The organism is Massilia luteola (assembly GCF_034420155.1).
Lineage (GTDB): Bacteria > Pseudomonadota > Gammaproteobacteria > Burkholderiales > Burkholderiaceae_D > Telluria > Telluria luteola.
The window spans coordinates 92,342-118,849 of sequence record NZ_JAXOFN010000004.1; the positions used below are offsets into that span (position 1 = coordinate 92,342).

Consider the following 26,508-nt stretch of genomic DNA (forward strand, 5'->3'; position numbering starts at 1 on the left):
CTGTGCATTCCAGGACCCGAAACGTGCAGGCTGTCGCAAACAGGTGGCAGCGCGCGCGGCCAACAACTAAAGTTGCAACATCCCAACAGTGGTCGCCCACTGTGCCAGCGGTTACACTCGGCGCACCCTTTGATAAAGATCAGCTTCATGCAAACACGGCGTTCTACTCAGCAAGCCTTCTCGAACACCCTGTCGGTGCTGTACCGTGTCTTCGATGCGGTCGCCACGTGGGTGACGCAACTCTCGTGGTGGAAATTTTTCCTGTTCGCCGCGCTGATGCTGGTCTCAGGCAAGATTCTGCAGGACGAATTGTTCTCCGGCAGCGAAGAAGAGATCGCGCTCACGAACCACAAGCAACGCCCGCCCGAGCCGACCGTGACGATCGACGACAGCGGCATCCACATCAATCCCGGCAAGAACAGCCGGCGCGGCACGATCACGATCAATCCGGAAGTCGAAGCCGCCAAGGCGGACGCGGCGGCGAAGGCGGCGGCCGCCGCCCGTGCCGCGGCCGCCGGCAAGAGCGACGAGGCGCAAGCCAGGGCCGATGAAGCAACTGCCGCCGCGGAAAAAGCGGCGGATGCGGCGGACCGGGCGGCCGACAGCGTCGAGCCGGTGGAGCCCGCCGTACCCGCGCCGCCGGCGCCCCCCGCCCCGCCCGCCCCCGCCGCGGGCAAGGCCGGCCACCCGGTCGCGAAGACCGTCCGCGGCGCGAACGGCGAGGAAGTCCACATCGACCTGCCGCCGCAGATCGGCGAGGAATTGTCGAATGCCATCGAGGCGGCGGTCGACGACGCGGCCGAGGCCAAGGCGCGCAGCTACCACAAGCAGGCGTCGACGTGGTTCACGAGCTTCGTCTGGCTCCTGATCCTCGCCCTGTTCGGCACCAAGGCGCTCGTGGGCGGCAAGAAGCGCGCGGAGGCCGAGATGCAGTCCGCGACGGCGGCCGCCGAGCGCGAGTCGATGCAGCGCCAGCTGTCCGAGGCCAAGATGCAGGCCATGCAGGCGCAAGTCGAGCCGCACTTCCTGTTCAACACGCTGGCGTCCGTCGAACACCTGATCGAAACCAATCCGCCGCGCGCTTCCGCCATGCAGCGCACCCTGATCCAATACCTGCGCGCGGTGCTGCCGCAGATGCGCGACAACAACCTCGTCACGAACCTGGGGCGCGAAGTCGACATGGTCAAGTCCTACCTCGACCTGCTCAAGATGCGCATGGAAGAGCGCCTGACGGTCGAGCTGCGCGTACCGGAGGGCCTGCGCAGCGCCGCGTTTCCGCCGATGATGCTGCAATCGATGGTCGAGAACGCGATCAAGCACGGCCTCGAATGCAAGCCCGAGGGCGGCCGCCTGGCCGTCTCGGCGGAAGTGGTCGACAGCAGGTTGCGCGTGACGGTCGCGGACGACGGCGTCGGCTTCGGCGTCGTGCCCAGCAAGGGTACTGGCCTGGGCCTGTCGAACATCCGCGAACGCCTGAAACTGCTGCATGGCGACGGCGGCCAGCTCCACATCGCGGCCAACAGCCCGAGCGGCGTGATCGCGACCATCGACGTACCTTACCAGCTTGCACCCAAGTAATCATTCCGGGTATTGCTTGTACCGACAATTCGTTGAATAATCGACACTCCGACACTGCCCCGATCCAACCATGCCTACCGCAATCATTGCCGATGACGAAAGACTGATGCGCGACCTGCTGCGTACCCGATTGTCCCAGGTGTGGCCGGACCTGCAAATCGTCGGCGAGGCGAAGAACGGCGACGAGGCCGTGCAACTGGTCGACGAGCTGCATCCCGACCTGACCTTCCTCGACATCCGCATGCCGGGCAAGACGGGCATGGAAGCGGCGCGCGACATCGGCGACGCCAGCCAGGTCGTGTTCGTCACCGCGTACGACCAGTACGCCGTGGAAGCGTTCGAGCGCGGCGCCATCGACTACGTGCTGAAACCGCCCGAGCCGGAGCGCCTCAAGATCACCGTGGAGCGCCTCAAGGAACGGCTGGCGACGCCGGCGCGGGCCGCCAGCGCGTCCGTCGACGTCAGCGACACGGTCACGGCCATGCTGTCCCAGCTGGCCGAAAAGATCGCGGCGCCGAAACCGAAATACCTGCAATGGATCCAGGCCAGCATCGGCCAGGACCTGCGCATGATTCCCGTCGAGGAAATCCTGTTCTTCCGTTCGGACGAAAAATATACCTGCGTCCAGACCGAGAAATTCGAGGCCTTGATCCGCAAGCCCGTGCGCGACCTGGCCGACGAGCTCGATCCGGCGCTGTTCTGGCAGATCCACCGCGCCACGCTCGTCAACGTCAACGCCATCGAAGGCGTCACGCGCGACATCCGCGGCCGCCATCTGGTGCTGATCAAGGGCCGTTCCGACAAGCTCGAGGTCAGCCGCAGCTTCCTGCACCTCTTCAAGCAGATGTAGGCACGCCGGCCCGATTGTCGGGCATCAAGCCGGACGTTTGCATGGCGGGTAAGGTAGATGCCGGACCCGCCCAGCGGGTCGTTTTCTATCCAGCATTCTCGAATGAAACGACCGCGCCGCCCCCGCGTTTCCGGCAGGTCCGCGGCCTGGTTCCTGACCGGGCTCGCGGCCGGCCGCTGGCCGGGAAGGCGCGCTCATGGGGAGCCCGACACCGTGCCGGCCAGCAGTCAGATCGTCAACCACGTCAGCGAAGCCATCATTTCCGCCGACCAGTCGAACACCATCGTCATGGCCAACCCGGCCGCGGCCGCGCTGTTCGGCACCAGCGTCGAGCGGATGGTGGGCAGCCCGCTGGGCCACTACATCGAAGGCCCCACCCAGGCGGCGGGCGCCACCACCGAACCCGTCGATTTTTTCCGTCCCGGCAGCGGCCGCGCCGGCCGCCGCGCCACCGATTACGCCGTCACGGGCGTGCGCGGCGACGGCGAGCGCTTCCCGATCGAGGGCTCGATCTCGCGCGCCAACGCCGGCGCGCCGTTTTATACGGTGGTCATGCGCGACGTCAGCGAACGCCGCCGCGTGCAGGAAAAACTGAGCCGCTCGAACGACCAGCTGCGCCAGCTGTCCGCCGCCCTGCAGACCATCCGCGAAGAAGAGCGCACCCACATCGCGCGCGAACTGCACGACGACCTCGGCCAGTTGCTTGCCTCGCTGCGCATGGACCTCACCCTGCTGCAACAGGCCGACGGCACGCCGGGCGACAGCCTGCGCCTGATGCGCGGCATGGAAGACAACCTGCTCACCGCCATCACCTCGCTGCGCCGCATCGCCACCAACCTGCGCCCGCGCGCGCTCGACGAAGGCGGCCTGTATTTCGCCCTGCAAGGCCTGCGCGACGATTTCGTCGAGCGCTACGCCATCCCCACCACCCTGCTGGCGGACGAGGCCGAGCTGCGGCTGGACGACGCGGCCAGCACGGCGATCTTCCGCATCGTGCAGGAGGCGCTGACGAACATCGCGCGGCATGCGGAAGCGACGCGCGTCATGATGAACCTGTTCCGGCTGAACAGCGACCTGCTCATCACGATCCGCGACGATGGCCGCGGGATCCGCCCGGAAGACATGGAAAAGGCGGAATCTCTGGGCCTGATCGGCATGCGCGAGCGGGTCTGGGCCATGAAGGGCGAGATCACGATCGGCGCCGACGAACCGCAGGGGACCCGCGTCGACATCGTGCTGCCGCTGCACGACCATCTCGTGTAACGACGTGGTCACATCTTGATGACATCGCAAGTGTGGTAACACTACAACATTTCACCGTGTCATCAAATCGACATATCGCTTCGATAAGATTCGTGCCGATCAAGCAAGTGATAACGACATCGCTTGAGTCGAACGACATCTTATTGGAGAAACCTGAATGCAAGTCAAACGCCTGGCCGCCGCCTCGGTTGCTACCCTGATCGCCGCTGCCCCGCTGTTCGCAAAAGCCCAGACTAACGTGACGCTGTACGGCGTCGTCGACGCCGCCGTCGAGTCCGCCGACACCGGTGGTCCGGAAGGCCGCCAGACCCGCGTCCAGTCGGGCGACCTGTCGGGCAGCCGTTTCGGCTTCCGCGGCACGGAAGACCTGGGCAACGGCCTCAAGGCCATCTTCAACCTGGAGGCGGGCGTGGCCGTCGACACCGGCGCGCAAGACTCGGCCGGCCTGTTCCAGCGCCGCGCTGTCGTCGGCCTGGAAGGCGCGTTCGGCACCGTGACGCTGGGCCGCGAATACTCGCCGATCGCCGCCGTCGGCGGCGCGACCGACGAATTCGGCCAGGGCTTCTACGGCAGCAACCTGTCGGGCTTCGGTTCGGGCCGCGTGACCCGCCGCCTGGCCAACTCGGTCAACTACAAGAGCGCCTCGTTCAATGGCTTCGACCTGCTGGCCGCCTACTCGGCCGGCGAAAAGAGCACCGGTCCGTCGGGCGACCTGAAGGGTATCGGCGCCGAATTCAAGCAGGGCGACCTGTACCTGGGCGCCGCCTACCAGACGTACAAGCGCGTGTCGTCGGGCGACGACAAGGAATACGGCGCCGGCGTCGCGTACAAGTTCGCGGAAGCCGGCGGCCTGGAGATCAAGGCCAACTACCTGTCGGCCGATCCGGACGGCGCGAACAACAAGTTCAAGCAGTACAACCTGGGCGCCGGCTACCCGTTCGGCCCGAGCAAGGTCTACGTGAACGTGCAGCAGAACAAGCTGGAAAACGGCGCCAAGGGCAATGCCTGGGCACTGGCCTACAGCTACTCGCTGTCCAAGCGTACGAACCTGTACGCGTCGTACGCCAGCCTGAACAACAACGGCCTGGCCACCTTCGGCCTGAACTCGGGTTCGAACAGCCTCGCGCCGGCCGCGACGTCGCTGGGCGCGGATCCGTCGGTGTTCACCGTGGGCATGCGTCACACGTTCTAAGCACGTCGCCATCCGCGTGGGCACGTTGCGTTTGAGGCCCCCGGCCTCAAACGCAACGCTGCGGCAGCATCGAATCGTAGGGTGGGCACCCCGTGCCCACGCATACGTTTGCAGCCGGCAAACGTCATTTGAGCCGGCAGGTCAGCATCCAGTAATAGGTCAACCGCTCGATCCGGATCTCGCGCACCGCGCCGCCGAGCCGCTTGCGCAGCGCGCTGTCGGCCGGGTAACTCTTCGGCAGTTCGAACCGCTCGCCATCCGGCGCCGCGACGATTTCATACGTATTGCCCTGCGCATCCGTGCGCGCGACCGTCGTGCTGCTGCCCTCGACATACACGTCGTCCAGCAGGATCAGCGTGACGTCGTGGCCGAGGCGCGCGCGCAGTTGCGCCAGCAGCGCATCCTGCTCGTCGCGCTTGAGGTGCGACCACCAGAAACCGATGAAGACGCAGGAAAACGTTCCCAGGTCGTCCGGCAGGTCGAGGCCGTCGACGCGCCGGAACGCGACCTTGCCCTCCGGGAAGGGGCGGCGCCGCGCCCGGTCCAGCATCTCGTCGAGGATGTCGGTGGCCAGCACCTTGTCCGCCGTCGCGGCGATCACTTCGGTCCAGTAGCCGGTGCCGCAGGCCAGTTCCAGCACGGTCTGCCCGCGCACCAGGGGGGCGATGCGTTCGCGCACCTGGGACAGGTCATTGGCGCGTTCCGCCCGCGAAAGCGCGGCGTCGGCGGCCTGCGTGCTGCTCGCGTAGTAGCGCGCGACCGGATCATTCTTGCGATTCATATCAGAGCTCGTAATTGTCGCTGGTGCCGCGCATGGCCGATTCGACCATCTTGCGGTTGAGCGTGGGCGCCAGCAGTTCGATGAAGGTATAGATGTAGCTGCGCAGGTAGGCGCCTTGCTTGACGGCCACGCGCGAGACGTTCATGCCCAACAGATGGCCGACGGGAATCGCGCGCAGGCTGCGGTCGCGCTCCGGGTCGAACGCCATGCCGGCGATGATGCCGATGCCCATGCCCAGTTCCACATAGGTCTTGATGACGTCGGCGTCGATGGCTTCCAGCAGTACGTCCGGCTTGAGGTTGCGCAGTTCGAACGCGTGGTCGATCTTGCTGCGGCCGGCGAACGCGGCGTCGTACGTGATCAGCGGGTAGCCCGCGATCTCTTCCAGCGAAATCGCCTTCGATTTCGTCAGCGGATGGTCGGGCGGCACGATGAGGACGTGTTCCCACTGGTAACACGGCAACGTGATCAGGCCGTCGACGGCCGCGATGGATTCCGTCGCGATGGCGAGGTCGGCCTGGTCGTTCTTGACCATCTCGGCGATCTGGCGCGGATTACCTTGCAATAAAGACAATCTGACCTTCGGATAGCGTTGCATGAAGGCCTGCACGACCTTCGGCAACGTGTAGCGCGCCTGCGTGTGCGTGGTGGCGATGGTGAAGCTGCCGCTGTCCTGGGCCGCGTATTCCTTGCCGATGCGCTTGAGGCTGTCGATCTCCTGCATGACCAGCTCGACCGACTCCAGGACGAGGCGGCCGGGCTCCGTCAGGCCGCGGATGCGCTTGCCATGGCGGGTAAAGATGTCGACGCCAAGCTCTTCCTCCAGCTCGATGATGGCTTTCGATACCCCGGGTTGCGACGTGAACAACGCCTTGGCGGCGTCGGTCAAATTGAAATTCTGGCGGACCGCTTCGCGCACGAAACGTAGTTGGTGTAGGTTCATTGCCCTTATCTTGTCAATCCGATCCCGCATTTTACAAGCTTGCTTATACCGCAGGCTCATATAAGCAAATAAATTCTCCGTCGTTTGGAATATAGCTGGATTTTATTAATATTCGGGATAGTTTACCGAGCTTGAAACCGTCGCGAGCGGCAGCAGTTCTGGCTGAGAAGCGCAGCTGTACTTCAGTACAACGCGCATCGCAGGGCGAGGCGCCCCCACCGGAACTGCAACGCGCAGCAGGTTTCCCCAGAGAAGGGTCAGCATTGGCCCGCTCCTAAGGATCTTGAACATGTACCGTTACGACCAATACGACCACCTCATCGTGCGTGAACGCATCGCCCAGTACCGCGACCAGGTACGGCGCCGTCTCGCCGATGAGCTGACCGAAGAAGAATTCCTGCCGCTGCGCCTGCAGAACGGCCTGTACATGCAGCGCCATGCCTACATGCTGCGCATCGCCGTCCCGTACGGCCTGCTGTCGACGGCGCAGATGCGCATGTTCGCGCACATCGCGCGCAAGTACGACCGCGGCTATGGCCACTTCACGACGCGCCAGAACATCCAGTTCAACTGGATCGAGCTGGAGCAGACGCCGGACATCCTGGCGGACCTCGCCTCGGTCGAGATGCACGCGATCCAGACGTCGGGCAATTGCATTCGTAACACCACGACGGACGAATTCGCCGGCGTCGCGGCCGACGAGCTCGTTGATGCGCGCCCGTACGCCGAGATCATCCGCCAGTGGAGCACGTTCCACCCCGAATTCATCGCCCTGCCCCGCAAGTTCAAGATCGCGATCAATGGCGCCGTGGAAGACCGCGCCGCCATCGCCGTCCACGACATCGGCCTGACGGCCGTGCGCAACGACGCGGGCGAAGTCGGCTTCAAGTTCATGGTCGGTGGCGGCCTGGGCCGTACGCCTATCCTGGGCAGCGTGATCAACGACTTCGTGCCCTGGCAGCACCTGCTGACGTACACGGAAGCGATCATGCGCGTGTACAACCAGTTCGGCCGCCGCGACAACAAGTACAAGGCCCGCATCAAGATCCTCGTGAAAGCCGTGGGCGCCGAGGAATTCGCGCGCATGGTCGAGGCCGAATTCGCCGACCTCAAGGACGGTCCGGAAACGCTGACCCACGAGGAAGTCGAGCGCGTGGCCCAGTGGTTCAATCCGAAGCCCTACCTGACCCTGCCGAACATCGATCCGCGCACGGAACACGCCGGCGATAAAGCGTTCGCCAACTGGCTGCAGCGCAACGTCAAGCCGCACAAGGTGCCGGGCTATGCGTCCGTCGTGCTGTCGCTCAAGAAGACCGGCGTGCCGCCGGGCGACGCGACCGCGGAGCAGATCGATTTCGTGGCCGACCTGGCCGACAAGTACAGCTTCAACGAACTGCGCGTGACGCACGAGCAGAACCTCGTGCTGGCCGACGTCGAGCAATCGAAGCTGTTCGAAGTCTGGCAGCAGGCCAAGGCCCGCGGCCTCGCGACGCCGAACATCGGCCTGCTGACCGACATGATCTCGTGCCCGGGCGGCGACTATTGCTCGCTGGCGAACGCGAAATCGATCCCGATCGCGGCCGCCATCGCCGAGCGTTTCGACAACCTCGACTTCCAGCACGACATCGGCGACATCGAACTGAACATCTCCGGCTGCATCAACGCCTGCGGCCACCACCACGTGGGCCATATCGGCGTGCTGGGCGTGGACAAGGACGGTTCCGAGTGGTACCAGGTGTCGATCGGCGGCGCCCAGGGCAACGAATCGGCCATCGGCAAGATCATCGGCCCGTCGTTCTCGGCAACGCAGATGCCGGAAGTCGTCGGCCGCCTGCTGGAGGTGTACGTGAAGAACCGCGTCGACGGCGAACGCTTCGTCGACGTGGCGCAGCGCCTCGGTATCGCGCCGTTCAAGGAACATGTGTATGCCACGCCGATCCCGGCCGGCGAACTGGTTGGGGAAGACGAATATGCCTAATTTCGAATTGCACTCGCACAAGCAGATCATCAAGCACCGCGAAGTGGTCGACGACGACTGGAGCGTCCTGAAACTCGTCGACGACGCGGCGCCCGAGAGCGTCGACGTCCCGGCCGGCAAGATCATCGTCCCGCTGAAAGTCTGGCTGGCCCAGCGCGCGCAACTGGCTGCCCGCGCGGCGCGCAAGGAAATCGGCATCTGGTTCGCCTCCGACGAGCTGGCGCACACGGTCAAGGACGACCTCGACCAGTTCGCCGTCATCGCCGTCGACTTCCCGAAGTTCTCCGACGGGCGCGGCTATTCGATCGCCTACAACCTGCGCAAGCGCCTCGGCTACCAGGGCGAACTGCGCGCGATCGGCGACGTGCTGCGCGACCAGCTGTTCCAGATGGTCCGCTGCGGCTTCAACGCCTACGCGACGCGCCAGGACCGCAACATCCACGACGCACTGAAGGGCCTGACGGTCTTTTCCGAGACCTACCAGGCATCCGTCGACAACGCACTGCCGCTGTTCCGCCGCCACCCGCGCGGCGCACTGCCCGAGCACAGCGACGTCGGCGCCGGCATCTGACGAGCAAACAAGGAAACCCATGAGCGACCTGAACGCGCGGGTGAACGAGACCCGCGGCATCCTGGAGCGCATTGCGCGCGAATTTTCGCCCGCCGTGTTCGCTTCCAGCCTGGCGGCCGAGGACATGGTCTTGACCGACCTGATCTTGAAGGCCGGCCTGCCGATCACCATCTTCTCGCTGGAGACCGGCCGCCTGCACAAGGAAACGCTGGCCATGATCGACAAGGTCAAGGCCCATTACGGCTACGACATCCAGGTGATGCGTCCGAAACAGGAACTGGTCGACGAGTACGTGACCAAGAACGGCCTGAACGCGTTCTACGACAGCGTCGAGATGCGCAAGGGCTGCTGCTACGTGCGCAAGGTCGAGCCGCTCGGCCGCGCCCTCGCCGGCAACAAGGCGTGGATCACGGGCCAGCGCCGCGCGCAGTCGACGACCCGTCTCGACCTGCCCGTGCAGGAAGACGACGCGGCGCACGGCATGGCCAAGTTCAATCCGCTGGCCGACTGGAGCGAAGAGGACGTGTGGGGTTACATCCGCGGCAATAACGTGCCGTACAACGACCTGCACGACCGCGGCTATCCGTCGATCGGCTGCGAACCCTGCACCCGCGCGATCCAGCCGGGCGAGGACGTGCGCGCCGGCCGCTGGTGGTGGGAAAACGCCGACTCCAAGGAATGCGGCCTGCACCTCGTGGACGGCAAGCTCATCCGAATCAAATCCGTGGCCGCGTGAGCGGGCCCAACAAGACATCGACAGGCACAGTAAACATGACGACTTTTTCCGATACGCCGCTCGCACTCAGTGATGTGAATGCGCGCCACCTCGACGCCCTCGAATCCGAAGCCATCCACATCCTGCGCGAAGTCGCCGCGGAATGCTCGAATCCCGCGCTGCTGTTCTCGGGCGGTAAGGACTCCGTGGTGCTGCTGCGCCTGGCCGAAAAGGCTTTCCGCCCGGGTAAATTCCCGTTCCCGCTGGTCCACATCGACACGGGCCACAACTTCGACGAAGTGATCGCCTTCCGCGATGCGCGCGTGGCCGAGCTGGGCGAACGCCTGATCGTCGGCTCCGTCGAGGACTCGATCAAGAAAGGCACGGTCCGCCTGCGCAACCCGCAGACGGATTCGCGCAACGCCGCCCAGGCCGTCACCTTGCTGGAAACGATCGCCGAATACGGCTTCGACGCCTGCATCGGCGGCGCCCGTCGCGACGAAGAAAAGGCGCGCGCGAAAGAGCGCATCTTCTCGTTCCGCGACGAATTCGGCCAGTGGGATCCGAAGGCCCAGCGCCCGGAACTGTGGGACCTGTATAACACCCGCGTGCACCCGGGCGAGAACATGCGTGTGTTCCCGATCTCGAACTGGACCGAGCTCGACGTCTGGCAATACATCGCCCGCGAACAGCTGGCCCTGCCGCCGATCTATTTCGCGCACGAGCGCCAGGTGATCCCGCGCAACGGCCTGCTCGTGCCGCTGACGCCGCTGACCCCGCCCCGCGACGGCGAGGAAGTCGAGACGCGCGTCGTGCGCTTCCGCACCGTCGGCGACATCTCGTGCACGTGCCCGGTCGCATCCGACGCATCGACCGTCGACGCGATCATCGCCGAGACGGCGATCACCCAGATCACCGAACGCGGCGCGACCCGCATGGACGACCAGACCTCGGAAGCCTCGATGGAAAAGCGCAAGAAACAAGGATATTTCTGATGAACGCGATGACTGAAAAATTGGACCACAACAAAGACCAGAGCGGCCAGGCCGGCCTGCTGCGCTTCATCACCGCCGGCTCCGTCGACGACGGCAAGAGCACGCTGATCGGCCGCCTGCTGTTCGACAGCAAGGGCATCTTCGCCGACCAGCTGGCCGCCGTGTCGCGCTCCAAGCACAAGCGTACCGTGGGCGACACGATCGACCTGTCGCTGCTGACGGACGGCCTGGAAGCCGAACGCGAACAAGGCATCACGATCGACGTCGCGTACCGTTATTTCGCCACGCCGAAGCGCAAGTTCATCATCGCCGACACGCCGGGCCACGAGCAGTACACCCGCAACATGGTGACGGGCGCGTCGACCGCGGACGCGGTCATCATCCTCGTCGACGTGTCGAAGGTGAAGCTGGGTGACGACGGCAGCGTGGAACTGCTGGTGCAGACCAAGCGCCACTCGACCCTCGCCAAGCTGCTGCAGATCGAGCACGTGATCGTCGCCGTCAACAAGATGGACCTCGTGAACTACGACCGCACCGTGTACGACCGCATCGTCGCCGAGTACCGCAAGTTCGCCGACACGCTGGGCCTGAAGGACATCACGGCGATCCCGCTGTCGGCATTGGCCGGCGACAACGTCGTCGAGCAGGGCGACAACATGCCGTGGTACGAAGGCCCGACCCTGATCGAGCTGCTCGAGGGCCTGTCGGTGTACGACGAGACCCACGCCGCGCCGTTCCGCTTCCCCGTGCAGCTGGTGGCGCGCCACAACGGCCACGAAGCCAACGACTTCCGCGGCTATATGGGACGCGTCGAATCGGGCAAGGTGGCGGTGGGCGACAAGATCCTCGTGCAGCCGTCCGGCCAGGCCGCGACCGTCAAGGAAATCCTCACGTTCGACGGTCCGCTGCAGCAGGCCGTCGCCGGCCAGTCGATCACGCTGACCCTCAACGAACACGTGGACATCTCGCGCGGCGACGTGCTGGCGCCCAGCGAGCAACCGGCCACGCTGCTCAAGCAGGTGAAGGCCGAGGTGTGCTGGATGGCCGATGAACCGCTGGACGTGCGCCGCAAGTACTGGATCAAGCACGGCACCCGCCAGACCATGGCGAAGGTGAAGGCCATCGAATCCATCCTCGACGTCAACACGCAGACGCGCCATGCCGTGGACAACCCGTCCGAAGGCCTGAAGCTGAACGATATCGCGCTGATCGAGCTGGCCGTGCAGCAGCCGCTGGCCGCCGACGCCTACGACGCCATCCGCGCGACGGGCGCCTTCATCCTGATCGATGAAGTCACCCATCAAACGGTCGCCGCAGGTATGATCCGCATTTAAGTGGTGGGGCCTCGATCAACCTGCTGCGCTACGGTTTCCCGAGGCCCTGATACGCTGTAAAAGTCTTGTAACACTTTGTCGACAAGGGATGGCATGGCAGTACTGGGGAAGGTTTATCTGATTGGAGCCGGTCCCGGCGCCGCTGATCTCATTACCGTGCGCGGGGCACGCCTGCTCGGGGAAGCCGAGGTCGTGCTGTACGACGCCCTCGTCACCCCGGAAATGCTCGCGCTGTGCCCGCAGGCCGAGCTGATCCCCGTCGGCAAGCGCTCCGGCCAGCGGTCGACGGCGCAAACCGTCATCAACGACAAACTCGTCGACTGCGCCCGGCGCTACCGGCACGTCGTGCGCCTGAAGGGCGGCGACCCGATGCTGTTCGGCCGCGCCGACGAAGAACTGCGCGCGCTGGAAGAAGCCGGCGTCGAGGTCGACGTGGTCCCCGGCATCACGACGGCCGTCGCCGCAGCAGCAGCGACCCGGCAGCCGCTGACGAAGCGCGGCGTGGCGCGCAGCGTCGCCTTCTTCACGTCCAGCACGGCGCCCGACCAGCCGGACCATCCGGCCCTGCCGGAAACGGACACCCTCGTCCAGTACATGGGCGGCCGCGAAGCCGCCGCCACCGCCGAACGCCTGCTGGCCGAAGGGCGCCGTCCGGACCTGCCCGTCGTCGTCGTGGAAAACTGCAGCCGGGGCGACCAGCGCGTGCGCCGGCTCACGTTGTCCGACCTGGCGCATGGCCTCGACGTGGCCCACGGTCCCGTGCTCGTCATGATCGGCGAGGCCATGGCCCACCGGCCGCACCAGACCCTCTGAAGCCTTGGTGGGTGTCCTCCGCCCACCAAACGTATGTGTCGCGGTAACGCAAGGTGGGCACGTTTCATTTGAGGCCCCCGGCCTCAAATGCCCCTACCGCGCCCGCGCCCGCGCCTCCAGCTCGGTCTCGAGCCTGAGCGCGGCCGCATGCGTATCCACCGCGATCCGGTTCAGGCGCGCCAGCGCCGCCGCGAGCCGCGCGCCGCTCTCTCCCCCGCATTCGCGCACATGCCAGAGCGCGAGGTCGCACCGCATCCGCGCCAATTCCGCACGCAGGCCAGCCAGCATGCGACGCAGGCTGCCGTCGGCATCGGATGGGGGACTGGCCGGCGCGTCGTTGCCGGCCAGGTGGTCCTGCATGACCGCGATGCGCGCGTGCATGCGCTGCAGGCGCCGCGCCAGGCGGTCGAGGCGGCGCGCGCAGCGCAGCTCCACCCAGGCACGCGGTGCCGGCAGCAGGTTGAGCGGATGCAGGGCCGTGCGGAGACGGACGAACAGGGAGACGAGCTTGCTGGGCATGGCCGGATCGACGCGGTAACGGACATCGGAGCAGTCTCGATGCTCCGGCCGCCGGCGGGCATGATGCGCAGCAAACTTCCGTCGTATCAGCCCCAGTGCAGGTAATCGATGCCGTTCTGGATGGTGCCGATGACCTGGGCCTGGTTCTCGGTGCTCTCGCTGAAGTTGGCCAGCACGTCGGCGCGCGTCACGGACGATGCCAGCGCATGCATCCAGAAATCGGCACCGGCACTGTCGCCGGCGCGGTGCAGCACATTCTGGTACAGCGCCTGCACGAATTGCGTATCGCTCGCGTGCGCGCCGTAGAGGTTCGCGAATTCGGCGCTGCCGGTAAAACCGGCCGCCGCCTGCGTCAGGCTCATGCCCTTGTCCATCGCGGCGATCCAATAACCGAGGCCCGCCTTGTCCGGCGTGCGGTCGAAGGCAGCCTGGTACAGGCGATAGGCCTCGCCCGCCGTGCCGTGCACGTCCAGCGCGACCATGCCGTCGCTGAATGCGATGCGCTCGACGTTCGACAGGATCGCGTGGTTGCCCGCCGCATCCGTCACCGAGACGCTGCCGCCGTCGTCGACGATGGTCGCGCCGGCGCGCGCGCTCGCGTACACGAGCGTATCGAGGCCGCCCTGTCCCGCCACCTTGCTCTCGCCCGCCACGGCGGCCAGCGCATGCGTGGCGCCGCTGAACGCGAGGCTCGTGACGGCCGCCGGCGCGGGCGCGCTGTCCACCGACGTGCCGGTCGCGGACGTGCCGGTCGCGGACGTGCCGGTTGCGGACGTGCCGGTCGAGGACGTCCCGGTCGCGGATGTTCCGGTCGAGGACGTGCCGGTCGCGGACGTGCCGGTCGCGGACGTGCCAATCGAGGACGTGCCGGTCGCGGACGTGCCGGTCACGGGCGCGCTGGCGACGGGACTGCTGGCCGCCGGCGTACTGGTCACGGGATGCGACGCGGGCGCCGTGGCGACGTCGCCCGCGCCCGCCGTCTGCGTGCCGCCCTGGATCGTCGTCATGGTGCCGGTCGTGCCGGTCGTGCCGGTCGTGCCCGACAGCGTACGCATCTCGATGGCGACGCCGGATGCCGACGTGTCCACCCAGGCGCCGGCGAAGCCGCCACCCGCCAGCGCCGTCACGTCCGGGCTGGCCTGGTCGCCGCTGCGCAGCTGGCTGATGGCGAATTCCTGCGTATCGATGGCGGTGCCGTCCGCGCCGAAGCGGCGGCCGAAAATGCCGTTGCCGTCGCCGTCGGCGCCCTGCCAGGCGACGAGGAACGTACCGTCCGCCAGCGCCGCGACGTCGGCATCGTCATGGCCGCCGCCCGAGTCGACGTTCGCCTGCGTGACGGCGCCGGCCTTGTTGCCGCTCCCGTCGAAGCGCTGGAAGAAGATGTCGCTGTTCGACAACCCCAGCTGGTCGTTCGCATAGCTGTCCCACGCGACGACGAAGCCGCCGTCGGCCAGCGCCGTCACGTGCGGCAGCGGCGCGGCCGTCGCGATGCTGGCCGCGTAGCCGTCGCCGCTCGCCACGAACACGGCGGACGGCGCGCGGCTCGATGCGGCGTAGACGTTGCCGTCGTTGATCTCGCCCCACGAGACGACGTAGCCGCCGTCCTTGAGGCCGGCCACGGCCGGGCTGTAGGCCGAACCGAGCGCGCCGTAGACCTGCTGCGCGCCGATGAGGCTGCCGTCCGCCGCGGCCTGCTGCACGTGCACGGCGGCGCCGCTGCGCCAGCCGACGGCGAACGATCCGTCGGCGAGCGTGGCCACGGTCGGCATCGACGCGTCGCCGCTGGCGCCCGCATCGAGCACATGCCCGGCGCCGGCGCTGCCGTTCGCGTCGACGACGCGGTAGGCGATCTCGTTCGCGCCGCCGTCGTTCAGCGTGTAGGCGACGACGAAGCGGCCGCCGGCCAGCGCGCTCACGGCCGGCTGGCCTTCCACGCTGGCGTCGCCGTCCGGCGTCAGTGCGAACGCGGCGCCGAGCGCATTGCCGCCCGCGTCGCGCAACTGGGCCCACAACCCGCTGCCCGCGCCGCCGGCGGCCGTGTCCGGGCCGTGCCACACGGCGACGAAGCCCCCGCCCGAGAGCGTCGCGAGCGCCGGGGAGGAACCGTAGGCGTCCAGCGCGGCGCCGGCCTTCGATTCGTTGCCGAAGCCGGGCAGGTCGCTCGTCGTGCCGTTTTCGATCGAATAGGTCAGGGTCTGCGTGACGCCCGACTGCGCGATCGGATTGCCGTTGGTGTCGAGCTGGTAGCGGTCGTAGAAATGCACGGTCACCGCGGCCGCCTGCCCGTCGGCCGGCAGCAGGCCCGCGTCGGCCACGACCAGCCGCGCGCTCGTGTCGACGGCCGGGTTGTAGTCGATGGCGAACAGTCCCGGCTGCGACTGGCCGTCGATCACCCAGCGGCCTCCCGTCTGGTCGCCGGTGTCGATCGGCTGGAGGACGTCGACGACGTCGCCCGCATGCGCCGTCGTGAACACGATGTCGTTGCTGCCGACGGCGCCCACGGGCTGGCTGTCCGGGAAGACGGTGTCCACCGCCGTGACGACGCTGCCGTCCGCCATCTTGTAATGGACGTTGAACGTTTCCGGCGCCGCCGCGTCGCTGCCCAGGCTGTCCTGGAAGCGCCACATGGTGCCCGCCGCCGCCACGTAGGCGCCCTGGGCGTCGACCGGCATCGTGTAGGCGATCCAGGTGTGGCCGCCGTCCTGGCTGTACTGCATGGCGCCGCGCGCGAACGTCTGGCCCAGCGCGGTCGACATGTCGAAGGCGACGGCGGTGACGCCGGCGTAGCTCCAGGCCGAGCTGGCCCAGCCCGGGCGGACGTAGAGGGAAGTCGTGGGAGTGGTCATGGCGTCGGTGTCGGGTAACAACCCTGAACGCATATGATTCCTCACGGCAAATTAAAATGCAATGAAGAATTATTTTCCCGGCGTTCCCTGCGCCAAAAACCAACGAATCCTTGTCGCCGAATCAATCAAATTGACATGAATGGATGCATCGGCGACAACACAGATAACGAACGACTCAACTTGGTATTTCTGCCACACCCGCGCAATAGGCGGCCATGGCGGCGAGCACGCCAGGGTCCTCGCCGACGGCCGGCACCGTGCGGAACGTCGCCTGCGGATGGCTGGCGCGCAACTGGTCGAGCAGCAGCGGCAGGTCGCGCAGCAGATGGCCGCCCTGCCCCAGGAAGATCGGGACGATGGTGATGTCGCGCGCGCCCAGCGCCACGAGGGCGCGTACTTCGTCGGGCAGGGTCGGCGTCATCAGCTCGAGGAAGGCCAGCGAGACGGCGCAATCCGGACGGCGCGCGGCGGTCAGGTCGCGCAGGCGCTGGAACGGCGCGGCCCAAGTGGCGGCACGGGCGCCGTGGGCGAACAATACGAGTGCTTTTTCCATCAATGTCTCTCCACCCAGCGCAGCGCGCCGATCGCCAGCAGCAGGAACAGCAGGCTGGGCGCGGCCGCCGTCACGAAGGCCGGCCAGGTCGACAACATGCCCAAGTGCGAAAACAACGAGTTAATCAAAAGGAAGCTCACGCCGATCATGATGCCGATGAAGATCTTGAGGCTCACGCCGCCGCTGCGGCTGTGCAGGTAGCCGAACGGCAGCGCGAGCGCCATCAGCACGAAGATCGAGAGCGGATCGAACAGCTTTTTCCAGAACGCGATCTTGAAGCGCTCCGTCTCCTGGCGGTTCTCGGCCAGGTGGCGCGTGTACACGGCCAGCTCGTTGGCCGACATCTGCGCCGGATCGGAGCGCGACACGGACAGGATCTTGGGCGTGATCTCGGACACGAGGTCGAGGCTGGCGACCTTGCGCGTGGAGACGGATGCCGTGTCCTGGCCGAACCGGCTCTGGATGGTCTGGCCGGCCGCGACGGGCGTGTCCGGCGCCGGCAGTTCGCGGCTGTTGGCGAACAGCGTCTCCGTGACGTCGTTCAGGCGCCACGTGCTGTTGCCGCTGAACGTGGCGCTGGCGGCCGTGATCAGCGAGCGCATGCGCATGCCGTTGTCGAACTCGTACAGGCGCACGTCGACCAGCCGGCCGTCCGGGCGGATCTGGCGCGCGTTGAAGAAGCGCGAGCCCGTCACGGGGCCTTTCACGCCGTCCGCGTGGATCGTGTCCTTGGTCCACATGCCGGAGCGGAATTCGGCCGACACGGTCGCGCCCTTCGCGGACAGGCGCACGCGTTCCGCGATCGGCGCCGTGCGCGGCGTGATCACTTCGCCGAAGAGGAAGGTGACGGCGACGAACACGACGCCGATCTTGGCGAGGATGACGCCGGCCTGCTGCGTCGACATCGACGACGCGCGCATGATCGTGAATTCCGACGTCTGGGCGAACTGCGCCATCGTGTAGATCGTGCCGATCAGCGCGGCCACGGGCATCGTTTCGTACACGTGGCCGGGAAGGAGCAGCAGCACGTACAGGACCGCGTGCTGGATCATGTAGCCGCCCTTGCCGACCGCCGGCAGTTCCTGGGTCAGGTCCATGAACGCGATCAGGCCGAGGAAGGCCACGAGCACGAAGGCGACGGCTTGCGCGATGTTGACGAAGAAGTAGCGCTGCAGGATCTTCATGGCGCGCCTTCCTGCGCGGCGCCGGCGTTGCGCGCATCGCGCAGCAGGCGGCGGCGCTTGAAGGCGCCCAGCAGCGCGAGCGGATGCCAGCGGTGGTTGACGTTCAGGCGCCACGCGAACAGCGCGGCCACGACGAGGATCGCAAACACGTGCAGCGGCCACCACGCCAGGCCGAAGCTCATCTTGCCCTGCTTGACGCTGGCCTCGAACAGTTTCGACAGATTACTGTACGTGAAAAAGATCAGCAGCGCGAGGATCAGGTTCGCGGAGCTGCCGGCGCGCGGGTTGACGAAGCCGAGCGGGATTGCCAGCAGCAGCAGCACCAGGCACGTGATCGGCGCCGAGATGCGATACAGCAGTTCGGCGTTCGTGAAGCGGTTGTCCGGCAGCGCCAGCAGCGCGGGCGTGGACAGCGCGTCGGCCGGCGTCTCGGTGCCCATCACGGGCACCTGGCTGGACACGCGCATGCGGTAGCGCTCGAATTCCATCGACTGGAAATCGGCCCGACCCGGATGGCCCAGGTAGCGCCGGCCGTTCTTGAGCACGAGGTACTGGCCGCCCTTGCCGTCCGGCTCGATCACGCCTTCCTTGGCGACGACGATCGAACTGCCGCTGTCGTCGACGGAATTCACGAACACGTTCTGCACGACGGTCGACCCGCGCGTGCTGCCTTCGACGAAGAACACGCGGTTGGTCGACGTCGATTCGCGGAACTGGCCGGGCGAGACGCGCTTGAGGTCTTCGCGCTTCTCGAAGCGCTCGACGAACTCCGCACTCTTCATCTTGGCCCACGGCGTCGCGACGAACGACAGCGCGGCCACCAGCGCCACGAGCGGCAGGCCGAAGACGAGCACCGGCCACACCCAGCGCATCAGCGACTGGCCGGACGCGAACCACACGACCATCTCGGAGTCGCGGTAGCCGCGCGTGACGGTGAAGATGACCGCGATAAAGCTGGTAAGAATGAGGATAGTTGGCAGATAATTCAGCACCGAAAAGCCGATCAGCGCCAGCACGTCGCTCGAGGCGACCTTGCCGCCCGCGGCCTTGCCGAGGATGGAGATCAGGGTCCAGGTGACGAAGATCGTAAACAGGACCGTGAAGGTGGCACCGGCCACGCTGGCCAATTCACGCTGTAGGGCGCGTTGGAAAATCATTCGATAGTTATAATTGCTGGTTTGAAGGAACCCCGGGGAACCGTCACGAGCGGGCGCCATCACGAGGGTTCCTTGGACAGCACGCGCGTCAAAAACTCGAAACGGAGAATCAAATGGACTTTAGCATAAAAGCATTCGACACAAAAAACACGCTGGCCGCAGCCAAATCGGGCTGTGTGGCAGTCGCGGTGTTCGAAAACAAGAAATTGTCGGAGGCGGCCAAAGCCCTCGATCTGAACGGCGCCATCAGCGCTGCCGTCAAGTCGGGTGACATCTCCGGCAAGCCCGGCTCCACCCTGCTGCTGCGCGGCGTCCCCGGCGTGAGCGCTGCCCGCGTGCTGCTGGTCGGCATGGGTGCCGACGAAGCCGTCAGCGAGAAAAGCTTTGCCGGTGCCGTGTCCGCTGCCCTGAAAACCTTCGCTTCGCTGGGCGCGCAGGATGCCATTATCGCATTCCCGCTCGATAATGTGAAAGCGCGCGACCTGAACTGGGCCCTGCGCAGCATCGTCGTCGCCGCCAACGACCTCGAATTCCGCAGCGACGCGCAAAAGAGCAAGAAAGAGCTGGCCCCCGCGGGCGTGCGCAAGGTGGCCGTCGCCGTCCCGCAGACGACGCCCGCGCTGAAGGCCGCGCTGGCGCAGGCGCAGGCTATCGCGGGCGGCATGAACCTCACCAAGGAACTGGGCAACCTGTCGCCGAACGTCTGCACGCCGACCTACCTCGCGAACACGGCGAAGAAGCTGGCTGGCGACTACGGCTTCGACGTCGAAGTCCTGGACCGCAAGCAGCTGGAAGCCCTCAAGATGGGCAGCTTCCTGTCCGTGACCCGCGGCAGCGAAGAGCCGCCGAAGTTCATCGTCCTCAAGCACAACGGCGGCAAGAAGAACGACGCTCCGGTCGTCCTCGTCGGCAAGGGCATCACGTTCGACACGGGCGGCATCTCGCTGAAGCCGGGTCCGAACATGGACGAGATGAAGTACGACATGTGCGGCGCCGGCTCGGTGCTGGGCACCTTCCGCGCGATCGGCGAGATGGGCCTCAAGCTGAACGTGGTCGGCATCGTCGCCGCCTGCGAGAACATGCCGTCCGGCCGCGCCACCAAGCCGGGCGACATCGTCACGGCGATGAACGGCACCACCATCGAGATCCTGAATACGGACGCCGAGGGCCGCCTGATCCTGGCCGACGCCCTGACCTATGCCGAGCGCTTCAAGCCGGCCGCCGTCATCGACATCGCCACGCTGACGGGCGCCTGCATCGTCGCCCTGGGCCACCACACGTCGGGCCTGTTCACCCGCCACGACGACGCCCACGACGCCCTCGCCCAGGAACTGCTGGACGCCGGCACGCAGGCGAGCGACGCCGCCTGGCGCTTCCCCATCGGCGAGAACTACAACGAGCAGCTCAAGTCGAACTTCGCCGACCTGGCCAATATCGGCACGCCGGGCGGCGCGTCGATCACGGCCGCGTGCTTCCTGGAGAACTTCACGCGCAATTACACGTGGGCGCACCTGGACATCGCCGGCACGGCGTGGAAATCGGGTGCGGCCAAGGGTGCGACCGGCCGTCCGGTGCCGCTGCTGACCACGTTCCTGCTGAACCGCGTGTAAGCGGCGCCGTAGGCGACGTCACGACGGACGCTGCGGCGTCCGTTGTTCATTGCGCGGTCAGAAGACGACGTTGCCGGCGTCGGCGGGCGCATCCGCCGCGCCGGACTGGGTCACCGCCGGGTGCATGAGCACGGTCAGGGTCGACTCGTAAGCGACGCCCGAGCCGTCGTAGGGATCCGCATGGGTGCCGCGGATGCGCACGATGATGCTGCCGATCAGCCGGCCGGTGTCGAACAGCGAGGTGTTGCGGGCCTGCGTCACCTCGAGCGCACTGCCCGCGCCCGCACGCGCGCAATCGATCGTCAGCGGACTGCGGCTGCGCTCGACCGTGACCCGGCCCGGCGCCACGACGAACCAGCGCCCCGCCGCGTTGGACAGCACGCAGCCGACGCCCGTCACCTCGCGGTGGTCGAGGATGGCGTGGACTTCCAGCTGCTGCGCCGATGTCTCGGCCGGGGCCGTCACACAGCCGCCGAGGACGGCGGACAGCGCCAGCGCGCAAGCGGTACGGAAATAAAGATGGGACATGTCTTCACCGGGAATGCATACCTGTCCGTTTACGGCGGCAATCGGGAAGACATGAGGCGAAGCGCATCCCGGGGTCGCCGGGATGGCGTGGTCAGGCGGCGGCGACCGGCGTAAAGCGCGGCAAGCGCTCGCCGTCCACGTCGACCGATCCATAGAAGGCGTCGCGCGGGCGAACCCAGGTCTTGCCGTCCTGCCCGCGATACACGACCACGGCCGTGTGGTCGGCCTCGAGGATGGCCTCGCAGACCACCTCGTACACCCCGCCCTTGTAGTGGCGGAAACGCATCAGGCCTTTTCTTCGATCGCGGCGCGGCTCTTCTTCTTGAGGCTCTGGATGACCTTGACGATGCCTTCGACACCGGCGTTGTCGTCGAGCTCGCTGAAAGCGTCCAGCACCTCGTTGAGCACGCGATTGCGTACGCTCGCCTCGTCAGCCTGCATCTTCTGCGGCGCGTTCTCGGACGGTGCGAATTTCTGCGGCGCCTCGGCCGCAGCCTTCTGCCCGTGTGCCAGCGCGGCTTGCCAGATCAGCCAGCGGCGTTGGGTTTCGTACACGAGGTACTCTTCCGGCTTGTCTTCACGACGCCGGACAATGTGGCCATCGCGTTGGGCCCATGCTTCAAATGCTTGGCGCATTGTTGTCCTTTACAAAACTGTGTGCAAATCCTGCTCTCGGATCCGCGATCGTTACACACCTACCTAGGCCAGTCGCTCGACCGACCACGGCAACCATATATCAAAGCAACGGATTGCTTTCGAATACTTGGTCCCAGAGCAATATGCCAATAGTACAAGGTAAGTTGGCCTACTGCAATTTTTTTCTTTTGAGAAGGAGACGATACGTAAATGCCGCTTCTCTTGCTGTGATTGTTACATCTTGTCACAGTTCGGCGCAACTTTCCAGCGTCGTTACGAATTTTTACTCTACGGACAATAATTTTACGACATGTTTGTTGCAATCCGCACAAATAACGACAATCGTGTCGTGGCCTTGGGAGTCATGATGGGTAACAACAACGGTGGCGGCCGAGACCGGGGCCGCCGATGCAGGCGGCGCAGCGCTGCGAAGGCCGCACGGAGGTCGCATGCACACAACGTCCGAAACAAATTCGAACGGCTACCGTATGCGATGCATTGACGTCGGCCCACCGTCCATCGCATTTAAAACTCAACATTGTTGCGATGACATGATGCCGTTCATCCTTTGAAATAATACTTGATTTCCTGTTATTTCGATTTTTCAGTTTCATGTCGAGATCCGGACACAGGTGGCGAACGTGCCTGGATGACAGCTCTGCGTCCGGTACAATCTCAACTTGCCAAACCGCAATTTGCTCCATTTCCACCGTCGAGAAAAAACAATGAAAATCGTCACCTGGAACGTCAACTCCCTGAAAGTGCGCCTGCCGCACCTGCTCCAGTGGTTGGCCACCAATCCCGTCGACGTCCTCTGCATCCAGGAGACCAAGCTTACCGACGACAAATTCCCCGTCGCCGAGATCAACGCGGCCGGCTACGAAGTCGTGTTCAGCGGCCAGAAGACGTACAACGGCGTGGCGATCCTGTCGCGCCTCCCCATCGCCGACGTCGTGCGCAACAACCCGCATTACCAGGACGAGCAGCAGCGCCTGATCGCGGCGACCATCGGGGGCGTGCGCTTCATCTGCGCCTACGTGCCGAACGGCCAGGCCGTCGGCTCGGACAAGTATGCCTACAAGCTGGGCTGGTTCGACGCGTTGCGTCGGTGGGTCGGCGAAGAGTTGAAGATCCACGAACAGTTCGCGATCCTGGGCGACTACAACATCGCGCCCGAAGACCGCGACGTGCACGATCCCGAACTGTGGGCCGGCCAGATCCACTGCTCCGACCTCGAGCGCGGCGCGCTGCGCGAGCTGTGCGGCCTGGGACTCGTCGACGCGTTCCGGCTGTTCGAACAGCCCGAGAAGCAGTACAGTTGGTGGGATTACCGCCAGATGGCGTTCCGCCGCAACCGCGGGCTGCGCATCGACCACATCCTGCTGTCGCCGGCGCTCGCCAAGCGTTGCGAGGCGTGCGTCATCGACCGCGAGCCGCGCAAGTGGGAGCAGCCGTCGGATCACACGCCGGTGATCGCGACCATCGCCTGATCCGCCAGCGGCCAGCCTGCCGCAACCGTCCGCGTGGGCTCCCCGAGCCCACGGATCACGTTCGTTCAGCCATCGCGCGTCAACAACGCCGGCACGGCGCTGGCCTCGACCGGCCGCGCGAACAGATAGCCCTGCGCATACTGGCATCCGGCGCGGCGCAGCAGCGCCAGTTGCGCGTCGTTCTCGACACCCTCGGCCACGACGGCCATCTGCAGGCTGCCCGCCAGCGCCATGATCGCGGCGACGATGGCCTGGTCCTCGCTGCTGGACTCGAGGTCGCGCACGAAGGCGCGGTCGATCTTGATCTTGCGAACCGGGAAGCGCTTCAGGTACGCCAGGCTCGAATAGCCCGTGCCGAAGTCGTCGATCGACAGGCGGATGCCCATGCCGTAGATCTGGCCCAGCGTCTCCAGCGTCTGGCCGCCGTGCTGCATCAGGGCCGTCTCCGTGATCTCGAATTCCAGCAGGCCCGGATCGATGCCGGTGTCGTCCACGATGTCGCGGATTGCCTGGATCAGGCCCCGGTGCATGAACTGACGCGCCGACAGGTTCACCGCCAGCGGCAGCGCCGGCAGGCCCGCGCGCTGCCAGGCCATCGCCTGTTCGCAGGCGCGCCGGATCACCCATTCGCCGACCGGCACGATCAGGCCATTCTCTTCCAGGATCGGGATGAAGTCGTCGGGCGCCACGATGCCCTGCTCCGGATGGCACCAGCGCAGCAGCACTTCGAGGCCGTGCACGCGGCCGTCCTGCGTGCCGACGATCGGCTGGTAGAACAGCGCGAATTCCTCGCGCGCCAGGGCGCCGCGCAGGCGCGTCTCCAGCTCGAAATGGCGCGCGGCCGCCGCGTTCATCGGCTCGGCGTAGAACTGGTAGTTGTTGCGGCCCGCCGCCTTGGCGTAGTACATCGCGGCGTCGGCCTTGCGCATCAGGCTCGCCGCGTCCGCGCCGTCGTCCGGGTACAGGCAGATGCCGATCGACGGCGAGATGTGCAGGCTGCGGCCTTCGAATTCGACGGGCGCCGCCAGCGCCTCGATGATCTTGTCGCCCACGCGGCCGCACTCCTCGGCCGCGCGCACGCCCGGCACCAGCACGACGAATTCGTCGCCGCCGAGGCGCGCGACGGTATCGCTGGCGCGCACGACGCGGCACAGGCGCTGCGCCACTTCCTTCAACAGGTAATCGCCCGTCAGGTGGCCGAGCGAATCGTTGATCGTCTTGAAGCGGTCCAGGTCGATGAACATCAGCGCCAGTTTGAGGCCGTCGCGCCGCACCGTCAGCAGCGCGCGGTCGAGGCGCTCGGACAGCAGCGCGCGGTTCGGCAGGCCCGTGAGCGCGTCGTGGTAAGCCATGTGGTGCACGCGCGCTTCGGCCTGGCGCCGCTCGACGATCTCGGCCTGCAGCTCCGCCGTGCGTTCCTGCACGCGTACTTCGAGTTCGTCGCGCGCGCGCCGCAGCGCGTCGGCGGCCTCGCGCTGGGCGGTGACGTCGTCGATCAGCCACACGCTGCGCCCGCCCCGCTCGGCCAGGTCGAACGGCCGGCCCGACAGGCGCGCCCAGAAGCGCTTGCCGTCGCGCCGCACCAACTCGTACTCGGCCATGTGCACGCGCCCGGCCTCGAAGTCGCGCCGGGTCTGTTCGCGCGCGGTCATCCAACCCGCGGCGTCGGGATACAGCTCGCGCACGGGCAGGCCTTCGATGCTGCCGCCCCGGTGCCCGAACAACTCTTCCATCTTGCGGTTGCAGTGCAAGGTGCGGCCGTTCTCGACGACGGCGATGCCCAGCACCGCGTTGTCGAGGATCGCCTGGTTTTCCAGCAGCGCGTTGCGCAGCGATTCCTCGGCCGCCTTCTGGCCGGTGCGGTCCTCGATCATCCAGATCATCGTGCCGGTGCCGAGCTCGCGCGGATTGACGGCATAGCCGATCAGGTTGACCCACATCGGCGTGCCGTCCCGGTGCACCATCGCCATCTCGGCCTTGAACGAGCCGCCCAGTCCGAGCACGCCGTAGGCCCGGTGTCCGGTCCCGACGAACGCCGCGTCGTCGGCGTACAGCATGCGCGTCGACAGGCCCAGCGCCTCGCCCGGACCATAGCCGAACATCGCGCCGAAGCAGCCGTTGTAGCGGGTGATCGTGCGCTCGCGCGTGAAGAAGATGCCGATCGTGGCGTTGGTCATGATCGCCTGGATCTCGGTGAGCGCCTGGCGTGCTTCCGAGACGTCTTCCACGATCCACACGGTGCCGGCTTCGCGCGCGCTCATGTCGACGGCCTTGGCGCGGATGCGGCACCAGATCGTGCTGCCGTCGCGGTGGCGCAGCGGCACGTCGTTTTTTTCGAACAGGCTCCCGCTCGTCAGCACCGTCACGGCGTCGCCGATGAACGCTTCGTACTGGGCGCGCGTGGCGAAGACCAGGGCCGGGCTGTGGTTGACCAGTTCTTCCGGCGCATAGCCCAGCATCTCGGCCATGCGCGGATTGCAGGACTTGACGAGGTCGGGCAAGGTGACGGCGATGCCGACCGGCGCATGCTCGACCACCGCGGCCTGCTCCAGCAGGCGCCCGCGCAACGCGGCCTGGCCGTCGCCGAACGTGAGCACGTCGCCGAACACGAAGACGGCGCCGGCGATCCCGGCGCCCGGCGGCAGCGGCTTGGCGCGCACCTCGACGGGCCGGCCCTGGGCACCCTGCGCGATCAGCGCGTCCCAGCGCCGCTCGCCGGCCAGCGACAGGCGGATCTCGACCGCCAGCGCCGCCGCCATGTGCGCGCAGAACAGCGAGACCAGCGGACGGCCGTCGACCGCGCCGCCGGCCAGTTCGACGAGCGCCGCGTTCGCGGCCCAGATCCTGCCTTCGCCGTCGCAGGCGCAGGCCGGCGCGGCGATCAATGCCAATGCCTCGGCCACCAAGGCCGGTGTGCTCGTTCCCCGATCCATCCCTCTTCCTAAATAGGCCCTTTATGGAAGCTCGAAAAA

At 66.3% G+C, this 26,508-nt stretch carries 24 protein-coding genes; 12 read left to right on the forward strand and 12 right to left on the reverse strand.

The features are described from left to right. Positions 1 to 147 precede the first annotated feature (147 nt). The 4 genes from U9J41_RS07085 (at position 148) to U9J41_RS07100 (ending at position 4,883) form a co-directional block, all read left to right on the forward strand. A complete protein-coding gene (locus U9J41_RS07085; RefSeq protein ID WP_322401365.1) occupies positions 148 to 1,578 on the forward strand; it encodes a sensor histidine kinase in 1,431 nt (476 codons plus the stop codon). Between the two features lie 70 nt (positions 1,579 to 1,648). Then, positions 1,649 to 2,428, forward strand: a complete 780-nt coding sequence (locus U9J41_RS07090; protein ID WP_322401367.1) for a LytR/AlgR family response regulator transcription factor — start codon at positions 1,649 to 1,651, stop codon at positions 2,426 to 2,428. A 102-nt stretch (positions 2,429 to 2,530) separates the two neighbouring features. Beyond that, positions 2,531 to 3,691, forward strand: a complete 1,161-nt coding sequence (locus tag U9J41_RS07095; RefSeq protein WP_322401369.1) for a PAS domain-containing sensor histidine kinase — start codon at positions 2,531 to 2,533, stop codon at positions 3,689 to 3,691. A 157-nt stretch (positions 3,692 to 3,848) separates the two neighbouring features. Next, positions 3,849 to 4,883: a porin gene (locus U9J41_RS07100; protein ID WP_322401371.1), complete on the forward strand. Its 1,035-nt coding sequence runs from the start codon at positions 3,849 to 3,851 to the stop codon at positions 4,881 to 4,883. A gap of 124 nt (positions 4,884 to 5,007) precedes the next feature. Here the strand turns inward: U9J41_RS07100 and U9J41_RS07105 are convergent, their stop codons facing one another. The 3 genes from U9J41_RS07105 to U9J41_RS07115 all read right to left on the reverse strand — a co-directional run bounded on the left by U9J41_RS07105 (position 5,008) and on the right by U9J41_RS07115 (position 6,871). Then, positions 5,008 to 5,664 (reverse strand): class I SAM-dependent methyltransferase, encoded by a 657-nt coding sequence (locus tag U9J41_RS07105; RefSeq protein WP_322401372.1) that lies wholly within the window; start codon positions 5,662 to 5,664, stop codon positions 5,008 to 5,010. A gap of 1 nt (position 5,665) precedes the next feature. Then, positions 5,666 to 6,607: a CysB family HTH-type transcriptional regulator gene (locus tag U9J41_RS07110; protein WP_322401373.1), complete on the reverse strand. Its 942-nt coding sequence runs from the start codon at positions 6,605 to 6,607 to the stop codon at positions 5,666 to 5,668. Between the two features lie 105 nt (positions 6,608 to 6,712). After that, complete coding sequence (locus U9J41_RS07115) at positions 6,713 to 6,871, reverse strand: hypothetical protein (protein WP_322401375.1); 159 nt, start codon at positions 6,869 to 6,871, stop codon at positions 6,713 to 6,715. A 25-nt stretch (positions 6,872 to 6,896) separates the two neighbouring features. Between U9J41_RS07115 and U9J41_RS07120 the strand changes: the two genes are divergently transcribed. The 6 genes from U9J41_RS07120 (at position 6,897) to cobA (ending at position 13,013) form a co-directional block, all read left to right on the forward strand. Next, positions 6,897 to 8,585, forward strand: a complete 1,689-nt coding sequence (locus U9J41_RS07120) for a nitrite/sulfite reductase (protein ID WP_322401376.1) — start codon at positions 6,897 to 6,899, stop codon at positions 8,583 to 8,585. Then, positions 8,578 to 9,156, forward strand: a complete 579-nt coding sequence (locus U9J41_RS07125; RefSeq protein WP_322401377.1) for a DUF934 domain-containing protein — start codon at positions 8,578 to 8,580, stop codon at positions 9,154 to 9,156. The genes U9J41_RS07120 and U9J41_RS07125 overlap by 8 nt, the downstream gene beginning before the upstream one ends. Before the next feature lie 19 nt (positions 9,157 to 9,175). After that, the gene (locus U9J41_RS07130; protein ID WP_322401379.1) at positions 9,176 to 9,892 is read left to right on the forward strand and encodes a phosphoadenylyl-sulfate reductase; all 717 of its coding nucleotides are present in this window, start codon (positions 9,176 to 9,178) and stop codon (positions 9,890 to 9,892) included. Between the two features lie 35 nt (positions 9,893 to 9,927). Beyond that, positions 9,928 to 10,866: a sulfate adenylyltransferase subunit CysD gene (gene cysD / locus U9J41_RS07135; RefSeq protein WP_322401381.1), complete on the forward strand. Its 939-nt coding sequence runs from the start codon at positions 9,928 to 9,930 to the stop codon at positions 10,864 to 10,866. Further along, positions 10,866 to 12,200, forward strand: coding sequence for a sulfate adenylyltransferase subunit 1 (locus tag U9J41_RS07140; RefSeq protein ID WP_322401383.1), 1,335 nt, complete (start codon positions 10,866 to 10,868; stop codon positions 12,198 to 12,200). The genes cysD and U9J41_RS07140 overlap by 1 nt, the downstream gene beginning before the upstream one ends. Positions 12,201 to 12,293: 93 nt before the next feature. Then, entirely contained in the window at positions 12,294 to 13,013 is a 720-nt protein-coding gene (gene cobA / locus U9J41_RS07145; RefSeq protein ID WP_322401385.1) for a uroporphyrinogen-III C-methyltransferase, read from the forward strand. A 93-nt stretch (positions 13,014 to 13,106) separates the two neighbouring features. Here cobA and U9J41_RS07150 read toward each other — a convergent pair whose 3' ends face one another. The 5 genes from U9J41_RS07150 to lptF all read right to left on the reverse strand — a co-directional run bounded on the left by U9J41_RS07150 (position 13,107) and on the right by lptF (position 19,272). After that, positions 13,107 to 13,532: a hypothetical protein gene (locus U9J41_RS07150; RefSeq protein ID WP_322401387.1), complete on the reverse strand. Its 426-nt coding sequence runs from the start codon at positions 13,530 to 13,532 to the stop codon at positions 13,107 to 13,109. A gap of 86 nt (positions 13,533 to 13,618) precedes the next feature. Continuing rightward, a complete protein-coding gene (locus U9J41_RS07155; protein WP_322401388.1) occupies positions 13,619 to 16,378 on the reverse strand; it encodes a DUF4214 domain-containing protein in 2,760 nt (919 codons plus the stop codon). 175 nt (positions 16,379 to 16,553) lie between these two features. Beyond that, entirely contained in the window at positions 16,554 to 16,931 is a 378-nt protein-coding gene (locus U9J41_RS07160) for a sirohydrochlorin chelatase (RefSeq protein WP_322401390.1), read from the reverse strand. Further along, positions 16,931 to 18,115, reverse strand: a complete 1,185-nt coding sequence (gene lptG / locus U9J41_RS07165) for an LPS export ABC transporter permease LptG (protein ID WP_322401391.1) — start codon at positions 18,113 to 18,115, stop codon at positions 16,931 to 16,933. Before lptG ends, U9J41_RS07160 begins: the two co-directional genes overlap by 1 nt. Next, positions 18,112 to 19,272, reverse strand: a complete 1,161-nt coding sequence (gene lptF / locus U9J41_RS07170) for an LPS export ABC transporter permease LptF (protein ID WP_322401393.1) — start codon at positions 19,270 to 19,272, stop codon at positions 18,112 to 18,114. The genes lptG and lptF overlap by 4 nt, the downstream gene beginning before the upstream one ends. A gap of 113 nt (positions 19,273 to 19,385) precedes the next feature. On the opposite strand from lptF, the gene U9J41_RS07175 reads away from it, so the two are divergent. Continuing rightward, complete coding sequence (locus U9J41_RS07175) at positions 19,386 to 20,882, forward strand: leucyl aminopeptidase (protein WP_322401395.1); 1,497 nt, start codon at positions 19,386 to 19,388, stop codon at positions 20,880 to 20,882. A gap of 57 nt (positions 20,883 to 20,939) precedes the next feature. Here the strand turns inward: U9J41_RS07175 and U9J41_RS07180 are convergent, their stop codons facing one another. The 3 genes from U9J41_RS07180 to U9J41_RS07190 form a co-directional block, all read right to left on the reverse strand. Next, entirely contained in the window at positions 20,940 to 21,410 is a 471-nt protein-coding gene (locus U9J41_RS07180) for a hypothetical protein (protein WP_322401396.1), read from the reverse strand. 91 nt (positions 21,411 to 21,501) lie between these two features. Beyond that, entirely contained in the window at positions 21,502 to 21,696 is a 195-nt protein-coding gene (locus tag U9J41_RS07185) for a DUF1653 domain-containing protein (RefSeq protein WP_322401397.1), read from the reverse strand. Then, on the reverse strand, positions 21,696 to 22,046 hold the full coding sequence (locus tag U9J41_RS07190) for a phiTE_015 family protein (protein ID WP_322401399.1): 351 nt from the start codon (positions 22,044 to 22,046) through the stop codon (positions 21,696 to 21,698). Before U9J41_RS07190 ends, U9J41_RS07185 begins: the two co-directional genes overlap by 1 nt. 725 nt (positions 22,047 to 22,771) lie before the next feature. On the opposite strand from U9J41_RS07190, the gene xth reads away from it, so the two are divergent. After that, positions 22,772 to 23,536 (forward strand): exodeoxyribonuclease III, encoded by a 765-nt coding sequence (xth, locus tag U9J41_RS07195; protein WP_322401401.1) that lies wholly within the window; start codon positions 22,772 to 22,774, stop codon positions 23,534 to 23,536. A gap of 65 nt (positions 23,537 to 23,601) precedes the next feature. Here xth and U9J41_RS07200 read toward each other — a convergent pair whose 3' ends face one another. After that, a complete protein-coding gene (locus U9J41_RS07200) occupies positions 23,602 to 26,469 on the reverse strand; it encodes an EAL domain-containing protein (protein WP_322401403.1) in 2,868 nt (955 codons plus the stop codon). Positions 26,470 to 26,508 lie beyond the last annotated feature (39 nt).

Coding starts and splice junctions, on each gene's coding strand:
- U9J41_RS07115 (WP_322401375.1), bottom strand. CDS start 6,871: ATGCTGACCCTTCTCTGGGGAAACCTGCTGCGCGTTGCAGTTCCGGTG.
- U9J41_RS07185 (WP_322401397.1), bottom strand. CDS start 21,696: ATGCGTTTCCGCCACTACAAGGGCGGGGTGTACGAGGTGGTCTGCGAG.
- U9J41_RS07200 (WP_322401403.1), bottom strand. CDS start 26,469: ATGGATCGGGGAACGAGCACACCGGCCTTGGTGGCCGAGGCATTGGCA.
- U9J41_RS07130 (WP_322401379.1), top strand. CDS start 9,176: ATGAGCGACCTGAACGCGCGGGTGAACGAGACCCGCGGCATCCTGGAG.
- U9J41_RS07190 (WP_322401399.1), bottom strand. CDS start 22,046: ATGCGCCAAGCATTTGAAGCATGGGCCCAACGCGATGGCCACATTGTC.
- U9J41_RS07110 (WP_322401373.1), bottom strand. CDS start 6,607: ATGAACCTACACCAACTACGTTTCGTGCGCGAAGCGGTCCGCCAGAAT.
- U9J41_RS07175 (WP_322401395.1), top strand. CDS start 19,386: ATGGACTTTAGCATAAAAGCATTCGACACAAAAAACACGCTGGCCGCA.
- U9J41_RS07180 (WP_322401396.1), bottom strand. CDS start 21,410: ATGTCCCATCTTTATTTCCGTACCGCTTGCGCGCTGGCGCTGTCCGCC.
- U9J41_RS07125 (WP_322401377.1), top strand. CDS start 8,578: ATGCCTAATTTCGAATTGCACTCGCACAAGCAGATCATCAAGCACCGC.
- U9J41_RS07160 (WP_322401390.1), bottom strand. CDS start 16,931: ATGGAAAAAGCACTCGTATTGTTCGCCCACGGCGCCCGTGCCGCCACT.
- U9J41_RS07120 (WP_322401376.1), top strand. CDS start 6,897: ATGTACCGTTACGACCAATACGACCACCTCATCGTGCGTGAACGCATC.
- U9J41_RS07105 (WP_322401372.1), bottom strand. CDS start 5,664: ATGAATCGCAAGAATGATCCGGTCGCGCGCTACTACGCGAGCAGCACG.
- U9J41_RS07140 (WP_322401383.1), top strand. CDS start 10,866: ATGAACGCGATGACTGAAAAATTGGACCACAACAAAGACCAGAGCGGC.
- U9J41_RS07155 (WP_322401388.1), bottom strand. CDS start 16,378: ATGACCACTCCCACGACTTCCCTCTACGTCCGCCCGGGCTGGGCCAGC.
- lptF (WP_322401393.1), bottom strand. CDS start 19,272: ATGATTTTCCAACGCGCCCTACAGCGTGAATTGGCCAGCGTGGCCGGT.
- cobA (WP_322401385.1), top strand. CDS start 12,294: ATGGCAGTACTGGGGAAGGTTTATCTGATTGGAGCCGGTCCCGGCGCC.
- cysD (WP_322401381.1), top strand. CDS start 9,928: ATGACGACTTTTTCCGATACGCCGCTCGCACTCAGTGATGTGAATGCG.
- U9J41_RS07150 (WP_322401387.1), bottom strand. CDS start 13,532: ATGCCCAGCAAGCTCGTCTCCCTGTTCGTCCGTCTCCGCACGGCCCTG.
- lptG (WP_322401391.1), bottom strand. CDS start 18,115: ATGAAGATCCTGCAGCGCTACTTCTTCGTCAACATCGCGCAAGCCGTC.
- U9J41_RS07090 (WP_322401367.1), top strand. CDS start 1,649: ATGCCTACCGCAATCATTGCCGATGACGAAAGACTGATGCGCGACCTG.
- xth (WP_322401401.1), top strand. CDS start 22,772: ATGAAAATCGTCACCTGGAACGTCAACTCCCTGAAAGTGCGCCTGCCG.
- U9J41_RS07095 (WP_322401369.1), top strand. CDS start 2,531: ATGAAACGACCGCGCCGCCCCCGCGTTTCCGGCAGGTCCGCGGCCTGG.
- U9J41_RS07100 (WP_322401371.1), top strand. CDS start 3,849: ATGCAAGTCAAACGCCTGGCCGCCGCCTCGGTTGCTACCCTGATCGCC.
- U9J41_RS07085 (WP_322401365.1), top strand. CDS start 148: ATGCAAACACGGCGTTCTACTCAGCAAGCCTTCTCGAACACCCTGTCG.